Origin of the sequence: Dyadobacter soli (genome assembly GCF_900101885.1) — a bacterium.
Taxonomy (GTDB): domain Bacteria; phylum Bacteroidota; class Bacteroidia; order Cytophagales; family Spirosomataceae; genus Dyadobacter; species Dyadobacter soli.
Genome location: NZ_FNAN01000024.1, coordinates 79,766 through 95,882, shown reverse-complemented (window position 1 = coordinate 95,882; position 16,117 = coordinate 79,766). Strand labels below are relative to the sequence as shown.

Sequence of the window (16,117 nt, the reverse complement as noted above, 5' to 3'; positions counted from 1 at the left end):
TTCTCAACGCCTCGATATGGCGGAAAACAGCCTGGGATGAAGAAAGCACTAAAAGTATTGGCCATAATAATCCTGACAGTTTTGATTCTGGTTGGCGTGTTGATCTGGGGACTCCAGACTCCGTTCGGCCAGAATTTTTTAACATCCCAGGCAAATTCCTTTTTACGTAAAAAGCTCAAAACCAAGGTCAATATCGAGAAAGTACGTTTCGATATTCCTGATTGGGTATTGCTCGAAGGCGTCTATTTCGAAGACTTGCACGGGGATACGCTCGTGGCGGGCAAGCGCCTGTACGTGGATCTCGATATGTACAGCCTCATTAAGGGCGACATTGGCATCAACAAAGTAGAACTGGAAGGGATTAATGCGAATATCAACCGCGTTTTGCCGGATACCACTTTCAATTTCCAGTTCATCGTGGACGCATTTGCCGGCGATACCACGGAGATCGATACTACCCCGTCGAAACCGCTCAAAATGCGGCTCGATCAGATTTCGCTCAAAAACGTCCGGTTCTCCTACCGCGACGCGGTGATCGGGACCGATGCTTCGGGGAATATCGACTCGGCATTGGTTAAGTTCGACAAATTCAACCCTACCATTTCGCAATATCACCTCACTACCACCGCATTGCACAATAGTGAGGTAAAACTGCGGATGTACCAGGCATTGAAAGTAGCTGCCGCTGGGCCGGAGCCGAAGCCTGATCCGGCGGATTCACTGGATATTAAGGTGGGAGATATCGATATTGAGAAATTCAAATGGCAGTTCGACGATGAAGTCGCTGGCTTGAAAAACGGCATGACCGTAGGCAAACTGGCCGGGCATGTAAATAATATTTCTATGGGCAGCCAGCGTGTGGATGTGAAGAATGTTTCGCTGCAAAACCTGTCGCTGTTTGCTGAATTTGCCAAAATGCCCAAAAAAGCGGCTGCAAAAGATGCTTCCACAGCTAAGAAAGATACTACCTCGGCTCCCGAGGCACCCGGCTGGTATGTGAAAGTGGGCGAGATCAAACTCGAAAACAACGATATCCGCTACGACGATTTCAATTCACCGCCCGTACCCAAAGGCCTCGACTACGCACACCTCAACATCAAAGACCTGAATGTAGATTTGCGGGATTTCCTTTTCTCGCCCGAAAACATTGCGGGTGCATTGAAATCGGCCACATTCAAGGACAAAAGCGGCTTCCGCCTCGATGCGTTCCGGACGGATTTCGCATACGGTGACCAGGAAACCTATCTCCGCAATCTTTACCTCAAAACGCCCAATACCCTGCTGCGCGACGAGCTGAGCCTTCGTTACAAAAACCTCGACCAGCTTACGAACGACATCGGCAAGGTGAAACTCAAACTACGCCTTACCGACAGCCGCATTGCATTTGCCGATATTCTGCTACTCGTGCCCGATTTGGCCAAAACCCCGCCTTTCGACAAAGAACCGAACGGCGTCGTGAAAGGCACCGGCCAGATTACCGGATCAGTAGACGATATGCTGATTTCCAAGGCAAAATTCACGTTGCTCGACGGCACGGTACTCAGCGCGGACGGCCGTTTGAAAGGGTTACCCAACGCCGAAAAGCTGGATATGGATTTGAATATCAATGAAATATCCTCTACCAAAGCTGATCTGCTTAAAATGCTGCCCGACAGCGCGGTACCGGCGTCGATAGAGCTGCCAGATGCTGTCAAGATCTCGGGAAAAGTGAAAGGTTCGATGGAGAACCTTACTTTGGCTACTACTATCAATACTTCGTTTGGCACAGGTACCTTCTCCGGTAACCTCAAAAACATCACCGATAGCCTGCGGGCGCAATACAATGGCACACTGACGTTTACGGAATTCGATCTGGGCAAGCTCACCAAGCAGCCTCCGACCGAAATGGGTAAGCTCACACTCCGCGCGGATGTGGACGGCCTCGGATATGCCCCGAAAACGATGAAAGCACGGCTGGACGGCAATATCGAGAGCGCGGATATCAAAGGTTATGTTTACAAAAATCTGAGGCTGCAAGGCGATGTCGATCATGGACTGGCGAACGTGTCGGCGGATATGGACGACCGCAATATCGATCTGGATTTGAAAGCTCAGGCCGATCTGTCAAAAGAATATCCGTCCGTCAAAGCGGAGATGGAAATAACCAATCTCGACCTCACCGCATTGAATTTGTATGCGGATTCATTGCAAATGAAGGGCAATATCAAGGTCGATATGCCTTCGACCAACCCCGAAAATCCGCTCGGCACCGTGAATATCGACAGCCTCGTGCTCACGCACCACCGCCGGCCGGTAGGTATTTCCAACATTAATGTGCAGCTCACGGATTCCAGCGGCGGCAGGCAGGCTTACATCGAATCGCCTTTTCTGAAAGCCAAAATGACCGGCCAGTATTCCTACACAGAAATCGGCGACGCGATATTGACTGAGGTAGGAAAGCATTTTAAATCACCAGACCTGACCTACAACGAAGTTACCAAGCCGGTAAACTTTGCCCTCGACGCTACGCTGAACAACCACCCGGCCCTTCAAATTTTTGTACCGGGAATCCGCGAGATGAAAACGGTCCAGCTCCGTGCTCAAATGGATAATCAGAAAGATTCGTCGCTCGTGGCCCGGCTAAGCGTGCCGATGGTAAATTACGACAGCACGATCGTAGAACGCGTGGCGGTGGATTTCAGTACCATAGAGGACAATGCGGCGTTGAATGCAAATGTGGGGTTGGTAAATACGGGCGGTTTCAGAATGCAGAATGCTTCGTTGGCCAGCCAGATCGTCGATAATAATGTAAAATTCGATTTCGTCGTACGCGACTCTGTGAATACGGAACGGCACGCGGTGAAAGGTAACCTGGCCGTCAACAGCAATCAGTACCGTCTCAACCTGCGCGACGACCTGCTTCTCAACTACGACAAATGGCAGACCGACTCCGCGGGTTACGTGCAATATGCGTCCGATAGCGTGTTTGTGAAAAATTTCACGATCAGCAACAACGGGCAGTCTATCAAAATCAACTCGACTACCGAAGCACCGAACGGTCCGCTCGACATTGCGATGTCCAATATTTCCATTGGCCCGCTGATCGAGATTGCCACGCTCGATTCGACGCTGGCCACCGGGACATTGAATGGGAAGGTATTGCTGAGCAACTATATGACCTCACCGGTGTACACGGGCGAGCTGACGATCAATAACCTCGCGGTAACCAAAATACCGGTCGGCGACCTCTCGCTGAAATCGACGAATGAAACTGAAAACCTGATCCGGGTAGCCATGTCGCTCGTGAACGACCAGAACGATGTCAACATCCGGGGGAGCTATAACCTGAAATCCGAAACGCCGATGGATTTCAAAATGGATTTGAAAAAACTGAGTGCCAAAACCATCGAGGCATTCAGTTTCGGCGAGCTGAAACGCGCAGAAGGTAACCTGACGGGCAATATTGCCATCACCGGTTCCACGGATAGTCCTAAGCTCGACGGCGCGGTTAATTTTGACGGCGTGGCATTCAATGCGACGCAACTCGGCTCGCGCTACTCCCTTGCCGGCCAAAAGATCCAGTTCAATGGCCAGAATATCAATTTTAACGATTTTACCGTCACGGATTCGCTGAACCAGGCGATGAAGATCAACGGGAATGTGAGCATTGCGAAACTGCCGGATGTAGGGTATAATCTCAATATTTCTGCCAAAAACTTTAATGTCCTGAATTCGACGCAGAAACAAAACGAGCTGTTTTTCGGGAAAGCCAATATCGACGCCAACCTGACTGTAAAAGGCCAGGGCGCAAAATCGGTGATCGACGGGAATGTAAAAGTCGACCCGGGAAGCAACATTACGGTGGTAATGCCCAGCGATGCGACGGAGGCGGGCGATGCTACTAAGGGTGTCATCGAGTTTGTGGACATGAGCGACTCTACGCAGGTTGTCAGAAAGGATTCCCTAGAAGCCGCACAAAACGTAATAGTCGATTTCGCTTCACAGATCTCGCTCGATATCGATGTGGACGACAAGTCGGAGTTCAAAGTTGTGATCGATGAATTGAATGGCGACAATATCCGCCTGAAAGGTAATGCACAGCTCAATACCGGTATCGCACCGAACGGCCAGCTGTTCCTGCTCGGCTCCTATGACCTTACCGAAGGTTCATATGACCTTACTTTGCAGATCCTGAAACGGCAGTTTGAGATTAAAAAAGGCAGTACGCTGCTGTGGACCGGTGACCCAATGAAGGCGGATCTAAACATTACTGCCGCCTATCCGGTAATGGTCGATCCAGGCTCCATTTCCAGCAAATTTCAGGGTGCGAGCAAAATACCCATTGAAGTACAGATCGTAATCACCGGAAACCTGACCACGCCCAATATCAAATTCAACATTGTGCCCGGCACGGCCATCGACGAGCAGATCAAGAGCGACATCCAGAACCAGACGTTTTGGAATGATATGGTGAACAACCCGTCGGAGATGAACAAGCAGGCTTTTGCATTGCTGATTACCAATAAATTTATCACCGACCAGTCTACGTCCGGCTTCAATGTCGGTTCCAGCGCCGAGGCTGTGGCCCGCCAGAGTGTGAGCCAGCTGCTGAGCGACCAGTTGAACAACCTTGCTTCGGACCTGATCAAGGGCGTCGATCTGAACATTGGCGTAAACTCCACGGCCGACCAATCCACCGGTGCACGTACGGACGTGAACCTGGGATTAAGCAAGGCTTTCCTCAACAACCGTCTTAAAGTATCGGTCGGCAAGAATTTCGAGCTGGAAAGCCAGAACAATGCGGGCAATTCGAATGAGGTGTTCGACAACATCGCGCTCGACTACTCCATCACCCGCGACGGCCGCTACCTGTTCCGTGCTTATCGTAAAAACCAATATCAATCGATTCTGGAAGGTTTTATTATTGAAACCGGGGTCAGTTTTATCATTACGGCAGATTATGACCTGCTCCGTGAAATTTTCCAAAGGCAGCGCAATGAGAAATAGTATATTAAGCTTACTGGCGATCTGTTTCTTCCTGAGCAGCTGCTCGGTCAATAGGTACGTGCCCGAAGGCCAGAGCATTTACGTAGGCAATAAAGTAACCGTCAATCCCGACAGCATTTCCAAGCCGAATGTATCGGGCATCGACGACCAGCTCGAAGGCCTCATCAAGCCTCCACCAAACAAAACGATCTTCGGTTTTCCGTGGAAAGTTTGGTTTTACTATTGGATCGGCGAACCGAAAGATGAGGGCGGGCTGAAAAGCTGGTTCCGTAAAAAGCTGGGCGAGCCTCCGCGTTACGCGACGCAGCGCGTAGTGGATATCAATGCTTCCAATATGGAGGGTTTCCTGGATAATGAAGGATACTATCGTTCCAAAGTGTCGGGCAAAATCGTCCCCAGCAAGAAGAAAAAGCGCAGGACGGCCACTAATGAATATACTGCTTACGTGATGCCCCGCTATGTGATCAACCAGATCAATTTTGTGGTGGAGGACAGCTCGCTTTTCAACCGCGACCTCGTGGCGGCCAAGCAAAAGACTTTACTCAAAAAAGGCGATCCGATCCGCCTGGAAGTGATTACGACCGAACGCAACCGCATTGACCAGGAACTGAAAGGCAAGGGTTACTATTATTTCAACCCCGACTATCTCATCGCAAAAGTCGATTCTACGATCGGAAAAGCGGATTCTACATTGGGGCCGCAGCAGGTCAACCTCTATTTGGAAGTCAAGAAAGAAACTGCTCAAACTTCCCTGAAACAGTATTTCATTAACCGCATTTACGTCAACACAGGTACCGAGGAAAATAAAGACACCGACTCCACGGCAGTCACACGGGGGCGGTTGCGCCGGGGAATCAACATTACCGATCCGGGGAAAAACTACAAGCGACGCATTTTCTACGACGCGATCGGGTTCCGGCGCGGGAATATGTACACCAACACGATGCACGACGTATCACTCCAGCGGCTGGTGAACCTGCAAAACTTCCGGTTTGTCAAAAACCGTTTTGACCTCGTCCCGCGCTCAGATTCGGCATTGCTCGATGTGTACTATGACCTTGCGCCGATGAAAAAGAAATCACTGCAAACGACATTATCGGCCAGTACGAAGTCTAACAACCTTGGCGGTTCGACGCTCGACGTGACCTGGCGCAATAGGAACTTCTTCAAAGGTGCCGAAATGCTGGCACTACGGGCATTCTTCGGGTTCGACGTGCAGATAGGCGGAAACAAGGAAGCGAACCCCAACCGCATTGGCAGTGAGTACATCCGGTACGGTGCCGAGGCGAGTATTTCTTTTCCGCGCTTCATTGTGCCGTTTGCACGCATCAGGCCTGAAAAAAGCCAGGCACTGCCCAAAACGATCCTGTCCCTCAACTATGAAAACCGGGTTCAGCGCAATTTCTTCACCACTACTTCCATCCGGGGCGACTGGGGCTATTCGTGGCGCCGCAACTCGGAGGTAGAGCATACGCTCACACCGATCTCGATCAACTTTATCCAGCCAAGAAACATAAACTATGAAACGCTGGACGATATCCTCTTCGACCCGGATACCAACCCGCTCGACGTGGACCGCTACCTGAGAATGCTGGAAACGAAGTACCTTATCATGGGTTCCAACTATGTCATTTCCTACCACCCTCAGCCTCGGCCTTTCGGAAAGGATCAGTTTGCCATCACCGGGGGAGTAGACTATGGCGGCAACCTGCTCAGCCTGCTTGCCAAAAGACCGGACAGCACCGACGCCCCGAAAGAGATTTTCGGCGTGCCTGTGTTTCAGTACGTGAAGGTGGATGCCGACTTCCGCTATTACCGCACCGTTACACCTTCAGTCAAATGGGCTAACCGCCTTCTCGTGGGCGCAGTCAAGCCATATGGCAACTCTAAAAACATGCAGACGCCACTTTTCAAACAGTATTTCGGCGGTGGTAGCACGGGTATACGGGCGTTCCGCGCACGTGCGCTGGGCCCGGGTGCGGAAGTGCCCGACACCGCCTCAATAAGGCTGTTTGGTTACCAATCGTTCGCCGATATCCGTCTGGAATTCAACTCGGAAATCCGCATGAAATTCACCGATATTATCAATGGGGCAGTGTTTGTGGATGCAGGGAATATCTGGTCATTCGGGGATTCCGCGAGGGCATCGCGGACGAGCGCAGCACTCATCAGCAACAAATTCCTCAAACAGGTCGCTGTCGGCGGAGGCATCGGCCTACGCCTCGACTTCTCTTACCTGATTTTCCGCCTCGACCTTGCTACACCATTCCGCAAGCCCTGGTATGTGAATGAGGTCAAGAATGTGAGCGATGAAGGTGTTGTGGAATATAAAAAACCCTGGGTATTCAATGAGATTGACTTTGGAAGCAAAACCTGGCGAAAGGAGAACCTGATATTGAACATTGCAGTGGGGCTACCATTCTAGCCCCTGCTCCTGCTAACGAATTTCCTGACAAAGCTCAATCAAAACCCCATTCGCACTTTTGGGATGTACAAAGCAAACCAACTTGTTATCGGCACCGCGTTTGGGGACTTCATTTAATAATGTGAAACCCTCATTGCGCAACCGCTCCATTTCCACGAGAATGTCTTCGACTTCGAAAGCAATGTGATGAATGCCTTCCCCTTTTTTTTCAATGAAGCGCGAAATAGCACTATCCGGTCCGGTAGCTTCGAGCAGCTCTATTTTGGTTTGGTTTACCTTAAAAAATGAAGTAGTAACCTGCTCCGATTCGACAGCCTCGCGTTTGTAGGGCTGTACATTAAGCAATGCTGAATAAACACTTTCCGCGACAGCAAGATCCGCAACGGCAATGCCAATATGTTCTACATTCTTCATCATCAAGAAAACGTCATTACCCACCTCACGGCACATTCGCCGTTCCCCAGCGGCCCATTCAATCATTCAATCATTCAATCATTCAATCATTCACTCATTCACTCATTCACTCATTCAGTCATTCACTCATTCACAAAATTCACCTCACTTCCGGTTATCATCCCCCGCCATAATGCTCAGGTAGCTCTCAAACCGGCTCATCGCGATTTTCCCTTCTGAAACGGCGTCTTTCACCGCGCATCCGGGCTCGTTGATATGCTGGCAGTTGTTGAAGCGGCATTGATTAAGCAAGTCACGCATTTCGGGGAAGTAATGGCTGATTTCCTCCTTTTCCATATCGGCCAGTCCGAGCTCTTTGATGCCCGGCGAGTCGATGATGAATGTATCCTTTTCGAGCTCGAACATTTCGGCGAAGGTGGTAGTGTGCACGCCCTTGTTCGCGAATGTGGAGACTTCCTGGGTTTTAATGTCCAGATCGGGCGCTATCGCGTTCACGAGCGTGGATTTCCCGACGCCGGAATGCCCGGATAGTAACGAGACTTTGCCTTTCAGCAGGGTTTTGAAATCATCGAGACCGAGTTCGGCCACCGCCGTGGTGGTAAGGCAGCGGTATCCGAGGCCGGTGTACAATTCCATGAGCTCGGCCTGGAAATCCTTCATTTCGTCGTTCAGCAGATCCTGCTTGTTGAAAACCAATACGCCGGGAATGCGGAACGATTCGATGGCGACGAGGAAACGGTCGATGAAGCCGAGCGAAGTTCGCGGAAAAACCAATGTACAGATCAATATCGCCTGATCCACATTGGCGGCAATAAGGTGTGCGTGGGCCGTTTTGTGTACCGAGCGGCGGATCACATAGTTCTCGCGCGGGACGATCTCGTGGATAATGCCAAAGTTTTCACCTTCATTTTCTACTTCGAAATTCACATAATCCCCTACTGCGATCGGATTGGTCACTTTCAAACCCAATGCTTTGAATTTGCCTTTCAAACGACATTGCCAGATATGCCCGTCCCTGCTATCCCTAACCTCGTACCACGAACCGGTCGAACGAAGTACCAAACCCCTTATTAAACTCATTGCTCTTTGTTTTGGAATCAGCGAATTTAAAAGGACTTTGCCAGAACTCACTAAAATTTGGCTGCGAAGTCAAAACCAGCTACAAAACCAGTAGTTTTCCAACTTCCCTGATTTTTTATCTGCGTTGCGTATAATTATCTCCTTCAAGCTAAAAAATTCCCATTTGTGACCGCTGTACTAATTAGAAAACGTTTGGCCGATCGCCCGATTTGCTAAGGATTTTACAACAAATAATAATATTTTTTAAAATCCCTCCCGATTTTTCTGATTATTTCATACATTAGTACACCCAATCATAAAGAAAATTAAAAACGTCATCCTATAATTTTTTTCTACTCCGCAGAATGGACTTAGTGGCAGAAGAACCGAGTTCGGTCATTGATATTCGTAAAAATCGCATTAGAAGCAGCCTCCTGCTGCATCTGTATCAGTCCGGCGACACTTCCATTAACAAAATGGCCAAGTTGTTCCATGCGAGTATCCCATCCGCAACCGGTATTGTAAACGACCTCATGCGGGAGGGCTGGATTACCGAAACAGGGACAGGCCCAGCGAGAGCCGGCCGGCCACCGGTACTTTATGGCCTGAATGCGAAAAAGTACCTGAACCTGATCATGGACATTAACCGCCATGATACGCAGCTTTGCATTTTTGACCTTCATAACCAACTGATCCTCAAACGAAAAGTTGATATACGCCTCGACGATTCTTCGAATTTCCTGGAAGAACTTTTTGCCTCGACGGACGATTTCCTGAAATCCAACAACATCACCCGCAGCAAGCTGTGGGGAATAGGCGTTTCGATGCCGGGATTGATCAATTCTTCGCAGGGCATTAACTTAACTTACCTGAACCTGACACCGCCGGGTGTGCCGCTGGTAACGTACCTCAAAGAGCATTTCGACCTTCCGGTGTGCCTCTTCAACGATACCAAAGCAACTACCATCGGCGAGCACCGTTTCGGGTATGCAGTGGATAAATCGCAGGTGCTGACGATCAACATCGACTGGGGCGTGGGTTTGGGCATTATTATCAATGGTGAGGTTTTCAATGGCGCATCGGGTTTCGCGGGCGAGCTGGGGCATATCCAGGTAAAACCGGACGGAATGCTTTGCCACTGCGGAAAAGTGGGCTGCCTGGACACGATTACTTCGGCCATTGCATTGATACGCCAGGCGAAGGACGGCATTAACAGCGGCCGCGCGACGATCCTGAAACAGATTGTGAATGGCAACCTGGACCTGCTCGATACTTCTCATATCATCGAAGCAGTTCACGCGGGCGATGAGTTTTCGATTGATTTGCTGAGCACAGTCGGCACCGAGCTGGGTAAAGGACTGGCTACGGCGGTCCATTTGTTCAACCCGGAAGTGATTATTGTGGGTGGTCTGCTGGCGGAAGCCGGGCCGTTCATTTCCAACCCGATCGAGCAGGCGATCAACAAATACTGCCTTTCGGACTTCAAAAACCCGCTTTCGATCCACATTTCGAAGCTGGGTGCCAAAGCGCGCTTGCTGGGAACGCAAGCTTACCTGTTCGACAACCTCATTGCGAAGGAATTCTCCTGATATTTGAATGCTGATGGTACATTCCAATGTGCCGTCAGCTCATTGTTTCTCTCACTTTCTGCATAATCAGCTCGGTAGCACCCGTTCCTGATTTCACGTACCCGGTACTTACATTACCTGCATTAGTGGCCTCAGCGGGGCTTGTAACCCATTTTTCCAGTACTTTTAAAAGCTCATCTCCATCAGCTACCGGGAATGCGCCTCCTTTTTCAATCAAATCCACCGCTTCCTGAAACCGGTGATAGCTTTTGTTCCCAAAAACAATCGGCAAACCGAATGTCGCGGCTTCGAGGATATTATGCAGCCCCACCCCGAATGACCCGCCGATGTAAGCCATATTTCCGTAGCGATAAAGTGACGAAAGCATTCCGATGTTATTGATAATGAGGTAGTCGAATCCTTCCGGATTTTGCCCCGCCGCCACCTCCGAGTACAAAATGGAACGACCGTTCAATTTGGAACGCCAGCCAGCAATTTCTTCGGCTTTGATCTCATGCGGCGCGATAATGGCTTTCAATTTACCCGTCAATGCATTCAGCGCGGGGATGAGCAACTGCATATCCGCGTCCCACACCGAACCTGCAATGAGGCATTGACTTTCTGCTTTAAACAGCCCGATTTCCGGCAGCTCACGCGCGTTCGCTGCGATTGCGCGTACACGGTCGAAGCGCGTATCACCTGCGATGCTGGCATTGGTAATGCCGGCCTCTTTCAACAGCGCTACCGACGCCTGGTTCTGAACAAATAAGTGGTCGAAATAGCGCAGCATTTCCCGAAAAAAACCGCCATATGACTTGAAAAAAATCTGGTTAGAACGAAAAATAGAGGAGAATGAAAGGATATAACTTCCGTTTTTCCGAAGCTCCCGCAGGTAGTTGAACCAGAACTCGTATTTAATAAAAAAGACAATGCGCGGATTGACGATTTCAACGAATTGACGCGCATTGGAAGGCGTATCGATCGGCAGGTAGCAAATCAGGTCGGCGTCGTTGTAATTCTTACGGATTTCATAACCCGACGGCGAGAAAAACGTAAGCAATATGAAATGATCCGGATAGGCCGTGCGGTAAGCTTCCATTACCGGCCTCCCCTGCTCGAATTCCCCAAGCGACGCGGCATGGAACCACGCCACCGGACGTCCTGCCGCCTGATCTGGAAAAGACGTCCTCAGACGTTTGAGAAGGCCCCTCCGCCCCTCGGCGCCGAGCTTTAATTTAGGATTGAAAGGTGCGACTAAGCGGAATAGAAATGCGAAAACCTGAATGGCGATCTGATAGATGATTTTCACCAAAGGAGACTGATTAAAAGGACATTAGAAATGGGAGAAACAACCGGTATTTTGGCGGATTAGAGACCACCGGCAGGCTTTTTTGCTTCTTTTTTCGTTTAAAGAACATAAATGTACAAAAAACCGTTAAAGTGGTGTCGATATACAGCAGCATACGCTATTATTTTGTACTTTCACTGTTCATACGACACATACACATTCACAGGGAATTTATACTAATAATATGATGCGTGTAAAACTTTTACTTTCAGTAGCTATTCTGTTTGCACTATCGACAGAAATATACGCTCAGCGCAGGTCTGTGAAGAATAACGAGGACGCCGAGGAGACCTATAAATCATTTACCTCTGTGGGTATTACCACCAATACCAACTCCGGGATTCTCGGGGGCGCAGTATTCCGCCAGTCGTCGGCGCTGGGTTCCAAAATGTTCGGGAAGAATACATACCGTTACCTGGCACTCGAACTCGTGAATGTGAAGCATCCGAAAGAGCTTTCCACGCAGGATTTTGTAACAGGAGCAAGGCTGGTTTACGGCAAGCAGAACTACCTGTTTGTGCTGCGCCCCGAATATGGCCGTGAAATAGCGCTTTTCAGCAGGCAGGATGATGAAGGCATTTCGATCAGCGGGATTGTTGCCGCGGGTCCTTCACTGGGCTTCGAAAAGCCGTATATGGTTCAATACCAGGGCTCCGACGGCCGCGTGACCACCCAGCCGTTCGACCCTAACAGAGCAGGCGATATCATCGGTGCGGGCAGCTTTTTCTCCGGTTTCGGGAAATCGAAAGTAGTGCCCGGCCTGCACATTAAAACTGCTATGAGCTTCGAATTGAGTGCCTTTCGGGATAATGTGACAGGCGTTGAGATCGGTTTTATAGCCGAAGCTTTTTCAAGAAAAATTACCATAATGGCGGATGCGCAGAACAAGGCCTTTTTTACATCCGGATACCTGACCCTTTATTTTGGAAGTAAGAAAAGATAATTACCATTACAGATTGATATGATTGAATTGCCAGTAATACCATCGGAACGCAGAAAACGTCCCGATTGGCTTCGGGTGAAGCTCCCCGCAGGCCCTGAATTCAGGAAAGTAAGACAGCTGGTCGATAATTATAAACTCCATACCATTTGCGAAAGCGGCAACTGCCCGAATATGGGAGAATGCTGGGGCGCCGGAACGGCCACCTTCATGATCCTAGGGAATGTGTGTACCAGAAGTTGCAGTTTTTGTGCGGTAGCGACCGGCCGGCCTAACGAATACGACACCGACGAACCTCGTCGCGTAGCGGAGGCGATTAAGCTGATGCAGGTGAAACATGCGGTGATCACGTCCGTCAACCGCGACGAACTGAAAGACAAAGGCGCGGAAATCTGGTATCAGACCGTGCGTCAGGTGAAGGAAAATACGCCTGAAACCACGATCGAAACGCTTATTCCGGACGTTAAAAGCAACTGGGACGCGCTGATCCACATGATCGAAGCAGGCCAGGAGGTGGTTTCCCACAACATGGAAACCGTGGAACGTTTATACCGCGCGGTACGGCCGCAGGCTAAATACACCCGCAGCCTGGAACAGATCAAACGCACGAAGGAATTTGGCCAGCGCACGAAATCGGGCATTATGCTGGGCCTTGGCGAAACGCAGGACGAAGTTTACAAAGCCATGGACGACCTGGCCGAAAACGGTCTCGATATCCTTACTTTGGGACAATACCTTCAACCCACTAAAATGCACCACGAGGTGATCGAATGGATCACACCGGAAATGTTCGACAACTACCGGGAAGAAGGGTTGAAACGTGGATTAAAATACGTGGAATCCGGACCACTCGTTCGTTCGAGTTACCATGCGGAGCGGCATGTGAATGTGCCAATTTGAGCTAAAGAAGAATTTAATTGAATACAGCAAAGCCGGCCGGTGCAAACCCGCCGGCTTTTTTCATGCCTGGAAATCAATATTTGTAACCACTGGCGAAGTCGAATTTGATTAAGCGTAAGAAATATGTAGGTTTATGTGGTACACTACACTACTTAAAATCAATGGCTTCTCTAACAAAAGTTCTCAAAGAGTCCGTAAAAGACTTGACGCGTCACGTAAACTTTACCGGCGCCATTACACGCAACAACAAACGCTTCAAGATTCCGGTAATCAACAACATTGGCCTCGCCAATTTCAACATCGACGAGGCAGGCTGGTTCTCCGAACTGGTGAAATCCATGCAAATGCCTGCCAACAGCAGCTTCATCGATGTAGGCGTCAATGTAGGTCAATCGCTGATCGCGTTCCGAAGCTGCCGGGATAACCCCTACTATGGCTTCGAACCGAGCCCGCATTGCGCATCCTATCTCGTCCAACTCATCCGATTGAATAAGTTGCGAGATGTACACGTGCTGCCGGTGGGCCTTTCGTCACATGCAGAAGTCCTGAAATTTTACTACAAAGCCGGGGCGGATTCTTCGGCTACCATGATAGGTGACCTCAGGCCCGGCCACTACAATGAGAAGGATGTCAGCTATGTACCGGTATTCGCTTTCGACGAACTCAACCTGGGCAATATCAGCGATATCGCTTTCATCAAGATCGACGTTGAAGGAGCCGAGCTGGAAGTATTGACAGGCTTGAAAAACGCACTCGCAAAATACAACCCGGTAGTAACCTGTGAGGTACTGGACTGCCACGATGCCAAAATCAGCCTGCATATCTTGCAGGAGCGGGCCAGCAAGCTGGTCGAACTAGTTAAAAGCCTGAACTACACCATATACAGGATCAGGACAGAAAAAGGGTTGAATTTTGAGAAAATTGAGGAAATTATTCTTAAACAATACGATTCGCAAAGCCATTATCTAAATGATTACTTATTTTTGCCCTCGACTAGGAAAATAGAAGAGCTTCTCAGGAGGTAATTTTATCACACATTTAAAACATTCTTTAACTTCTTATTTCGTTTCCAATGCCATACTTATTCACCTCGGAGTCCGTATCTGAAGGACATCCTGACAAGGTCGCCGATCAAATATCAGATGCACTGATTGACAATTTTTTAGCATGGGATACCAACAGTAAGGTGGCCTGCGAAACACTGGTGACGACCGGGCAGGTAGTTTTGGCCGGCGAAGTAAAAACCAACACCTACCTGGACGTTCAGAAGATCACCCGTGAAGTGATCAAAAGGATTGGTTACACGAAGAGTGAATACATGTTTGAAGCAAACTCCTGCGGTATTCTCTCGGCCATCCACGATCAGAGCGCGGATATCAACCAGGGCGTGGACCGTGCGGCAGCAGCGGAAGATTTCGAATCGAAAGCGAATGCACAGGGAGCCGGTGACCAGGGTATGATGTTCGGATACGCAACCCGCGAGACAGCGAACTATATGCCGCTTGCACTCGACCTTGCGCACAAGATCCTGCAAGAGATGTCGTACATCCGTAACAACGAGCCTTCATTGATCCCTTACCTGCGCCCGGACGCGAAATCACAGGTAACGATCGAATATAGCGACGACAATGTACCGCAGCGTATCGATACCATCGTGGTTTCGACACAGCACGACGACTTCGATAGCGAAGAAGCAATGCTTGCGAAAATCAAAAGCGACATTATCGAGATCGTAATCCCACGCGTTAAAGCGAAATTGACGCCTGAGCTGCAAAAACTGTTCACAGGCGATATTACCCACCACATCAACCCAACCGGCAAATTCGTAATCGGTGGTCCTCACGGCGATACCGGTCTTACAGGCCGTAAAATCATCGTAGATACGTACGGTGGCAAAGGTGCACACGGCGGTGGTGCATTCTCCGGAAAAGATCCTTCCAAAGTAGACCGTTCGGCTGCTTACGCTACACGCCACATCGCTAAAAACATGGTTGCTTCCGGCCTTTGCGACGAAGTACTCGTTCAGGTTTCTTACGCGATCGGTGTGGCTGAGCCTTGCGGTTTGTATGTAAACACTTACGGAACATCGAAAGTAGCTGACAACGACGGCACTATTGCTGCCAAAATCGGTGAAATCTTCGATATGCGCCCTTACGCGGTAGAGCAACGCCTGAAACTGCGCAACCCGATTTATTCCGAAACAGCTGCTTATGGCCACATGGGACGTAAGAACGAGATCGTGAAAAAATCCTTCAAAGGTGCCAACGGCGAAGAAAAAGAAGTCGAAGTAGAACTCTTCACCTGGGAGAAACTTGATTTCGTAGACGCGATCAAAACGAAATTCGCTTTGTAAGAATATATATTTGATACATTGGAAAGAGGCCGGCAGCGATGTCGGCCTCTTCTGTTTTTAGGTACTTTTTCAAAATATTGTTTCAAATATCAATTTTCGACATCATCTTTGAACTTAAACTTGA

Annotated in this window: 10 protein-coding genes; 7 read left to right on the top strand and 3 right to left on the bottom strand. The window is 49.4% G+C overall.

The window, feature by feature from the left end; translation table 11 throughout:
- Positions 1-36 precede the first annotated feature (36 nt).
- Both BLQ88_RS31345 and tamL read left to right on the top strand, forming a co-directional pair.
- On the top strand, positions 37-4,986 hold the full coding sequence (locus BLQ88_RS31345) for a translocation/assembly module TamB domain-containing protein (protein WP_090156970.1): 4,950 nt from the start codon (positions 37-39) through the stop codon (positions 4,984-4,986).
- Positions 4,976-7,411 carry a translocation and assembly module lipoprotein TamL gene (tamL, locus tag BLQ88_RS31340; protein WP_090157004.1) on the top strand — a complete coding sequence of 812 codons (2,436 nt, stop codon included), beginning with the start codon at positions 4,976-4,978 and terminating at the stop codon, positions 7,409-7,411. Before BLQ88_RS31345 ends, tamL begins: the two co-directional genes overlap by 11 nt.
- A 12-nt stretch (positions 7,412-7,423) precedes the next feature.
- On the opposite strand, the gene mce is transcribed toward tamL, so the two are convergent.
- On the bottom strand, positions 7,424-7,828 hold the full coding sequence (gene mce, locus BLQ88_RS31335; protein WP_176885166.1) for a methylmalonyl-CoA epimerase: 405 nt from the start codon (positions 7,826-7,828) through the stop codon (positions 7,424-7,426).
- A gap of 141 nt (positions 7,829-7,969) precedes the next feature.
- The gene (gene rsgA / locus BLQ88_RS31330; RefSeq protein ID WP_090156969.1) at positions 7,970-8,905 is read right to left on the bottom strand and encodes a ribosome small subunit-dependent GTPase A; all 936 of its coding nucleotides are present in this window, start codon (positions 8,903-8,905) and stop codon (positions 7,970-7,972) included.
- A 344-nt stretch (positions 8,906-9,249) separates the two neighbouring features.
- On the opposite strand from rsgA, the gene BLQ88_RS31325 reads away from it, so the two are divergent.
- Positions 9,250-10,473, top strand: a complete 1,224-nt coding sequence (locus BLQ88_RS31325; protein WP_090156968.1) for an ROK family transcriptional regulator — start codon at positions 9,250-9,252, stop codon at positions 10,471-10,473.
- 34 nt (positions 10,474-10,507) lie between these two features.
- On the opposite strand, the gene BLQ88_RS31320 is transcribed toward BLQ88_RS31325, so the two are convergent.
- Complete coding sequence (locus BLQ88_RS31320) at positions 10,508-11,764, bottom strand: 3-deoxy-D-manno-octulosonic acid transferase (RefSeq protein WP_090156967.1); 1,257 nt, start codon at positions 11,762-11,764, stop codon at positions 10,508-10,510.
- A 220-nt stretch (positions 11,765-11,984) separates the two neighbouring features.
- Between BLQ88_RS31320 and BLQ88_RS31315 the strand changes: the two genes are divergently transcribed.
- From BLQ88_RS31315 to metK, 4 genes are all read left to right on the top strand, one after another.
- Positions 11,985-12,743 carry a hypothetical protein gene (locus BLQ88_RS31315; RefSeq protein ID WP_090156966.1) on the top strand — a complete coding sequence of 253 codons (759 nt, stop codon included), beginning with the start codon at positions 11,985-11,987 and terminating at the stop codon, positions 12,741-12,743.
- A gap of 18 nt (positions 12,744-12,761) precedes the next feature.
- Positions 12,762-13,640 (top strand): lipoyl synthase, encoded by an 879-nt coding sequence (gene lipA, locus BLQ88_RS31310; RefSeq protein ID WP_090156965.1) that lies wholly within the window; start codon positions 12,762-12,764, stop codon positions 13,638-13,640.
- Between the two features lie 161 nt (positions 13,641-13,801).
- Positions 13,802-14,665 carry an FkbM family methyltransferase gene (locus BLQ88_RS31305; protein ID WP_090156964.1) on the top strand — a complete coding sequence of 288 codons (864 nt, stop codon included), beginning with the start codon at positions 13,802-13,804 and terminating at the stop codon, positions 14,663-14,665.
- A gap of 47 nt (positions 14,666-14,712) precedes the next feature.
- A complete protein-coding gene (gene metK, locus BLQ88_RS31300) occupies positions 14,713-15,993 on the top strand; it encodes a methionine adenosyltransferase (protein WP_090156963.1) in 1,281 nt (426 codons plus the stop codon).
- Positions 15,994-16,117 lie beyond the last annotated feature (124 nt).

Excerpts from the sequence above, each read along its gene's own strand:
- BLQ88_RS31345 (WP_090156970.1), top strand. The coding sequence starts at position 37 with ATGAAGAAAGCACTAAAAGTATTGGCCATAATAATCCTGACAGTTTTG.
- mce (WP_176885166.1), bottom strand. The coding sequence starts at position 7,828 with ATGATGAAGAATGTAGAACATATTGGCATTGCCGTTGCGGATCTTGCT.
- metK (WP_090156963.1), top strand. The coding sequence starts at position 14,713 with ATGCCATACTTATTCACCTCGGAGTCCGTATCTGAAGGACATCCTGAC.
- rsgA (WP_090156969.1), bottom strand. The coding sequence starts at position 8,905 with ATGAGTTTAATAAGGGGTTTGGTACTTCGTTCGACCGGTTCGTGGTAC.
- tamL (WP_090157004.1), top strand. The coding sequence starts at position 4,976 with ATGAGAAATAGTATATTAAGCTTACTGGCGATCTGTTTCTTCCTGAGC.
- BLQ88_RS31325 (WP_090156968.1), top strand. The coding sequence starts at position 9,250 with ATGGACTTAGTGGCAGAAGAACCGAGTTCGGTCATTGATATTCGTAAA.
- BLQ88_RS31315 (WP_090156966.1), top strand. The coding sequence starts at position 11,985 with ATGATGCGTGTAAAACTTTTACTTTCAGTAGCTATTCTGTTTGCACTA.
- lipA (WP_090156965.1), top strand. The coding sequence starts at position 12,762 with ATGATTGAATTGCCAGTAATACCATCGGAACGCAGAAAACGTCCCGAT.
- BLQ88_RS31305 (WP_090156964.1), top strand. The coding sequence starts at position 13,802 with ATGGCTTCTCTAACAAAAGTTCTCAAAGAGTCCGTAAAAGACTTGACG.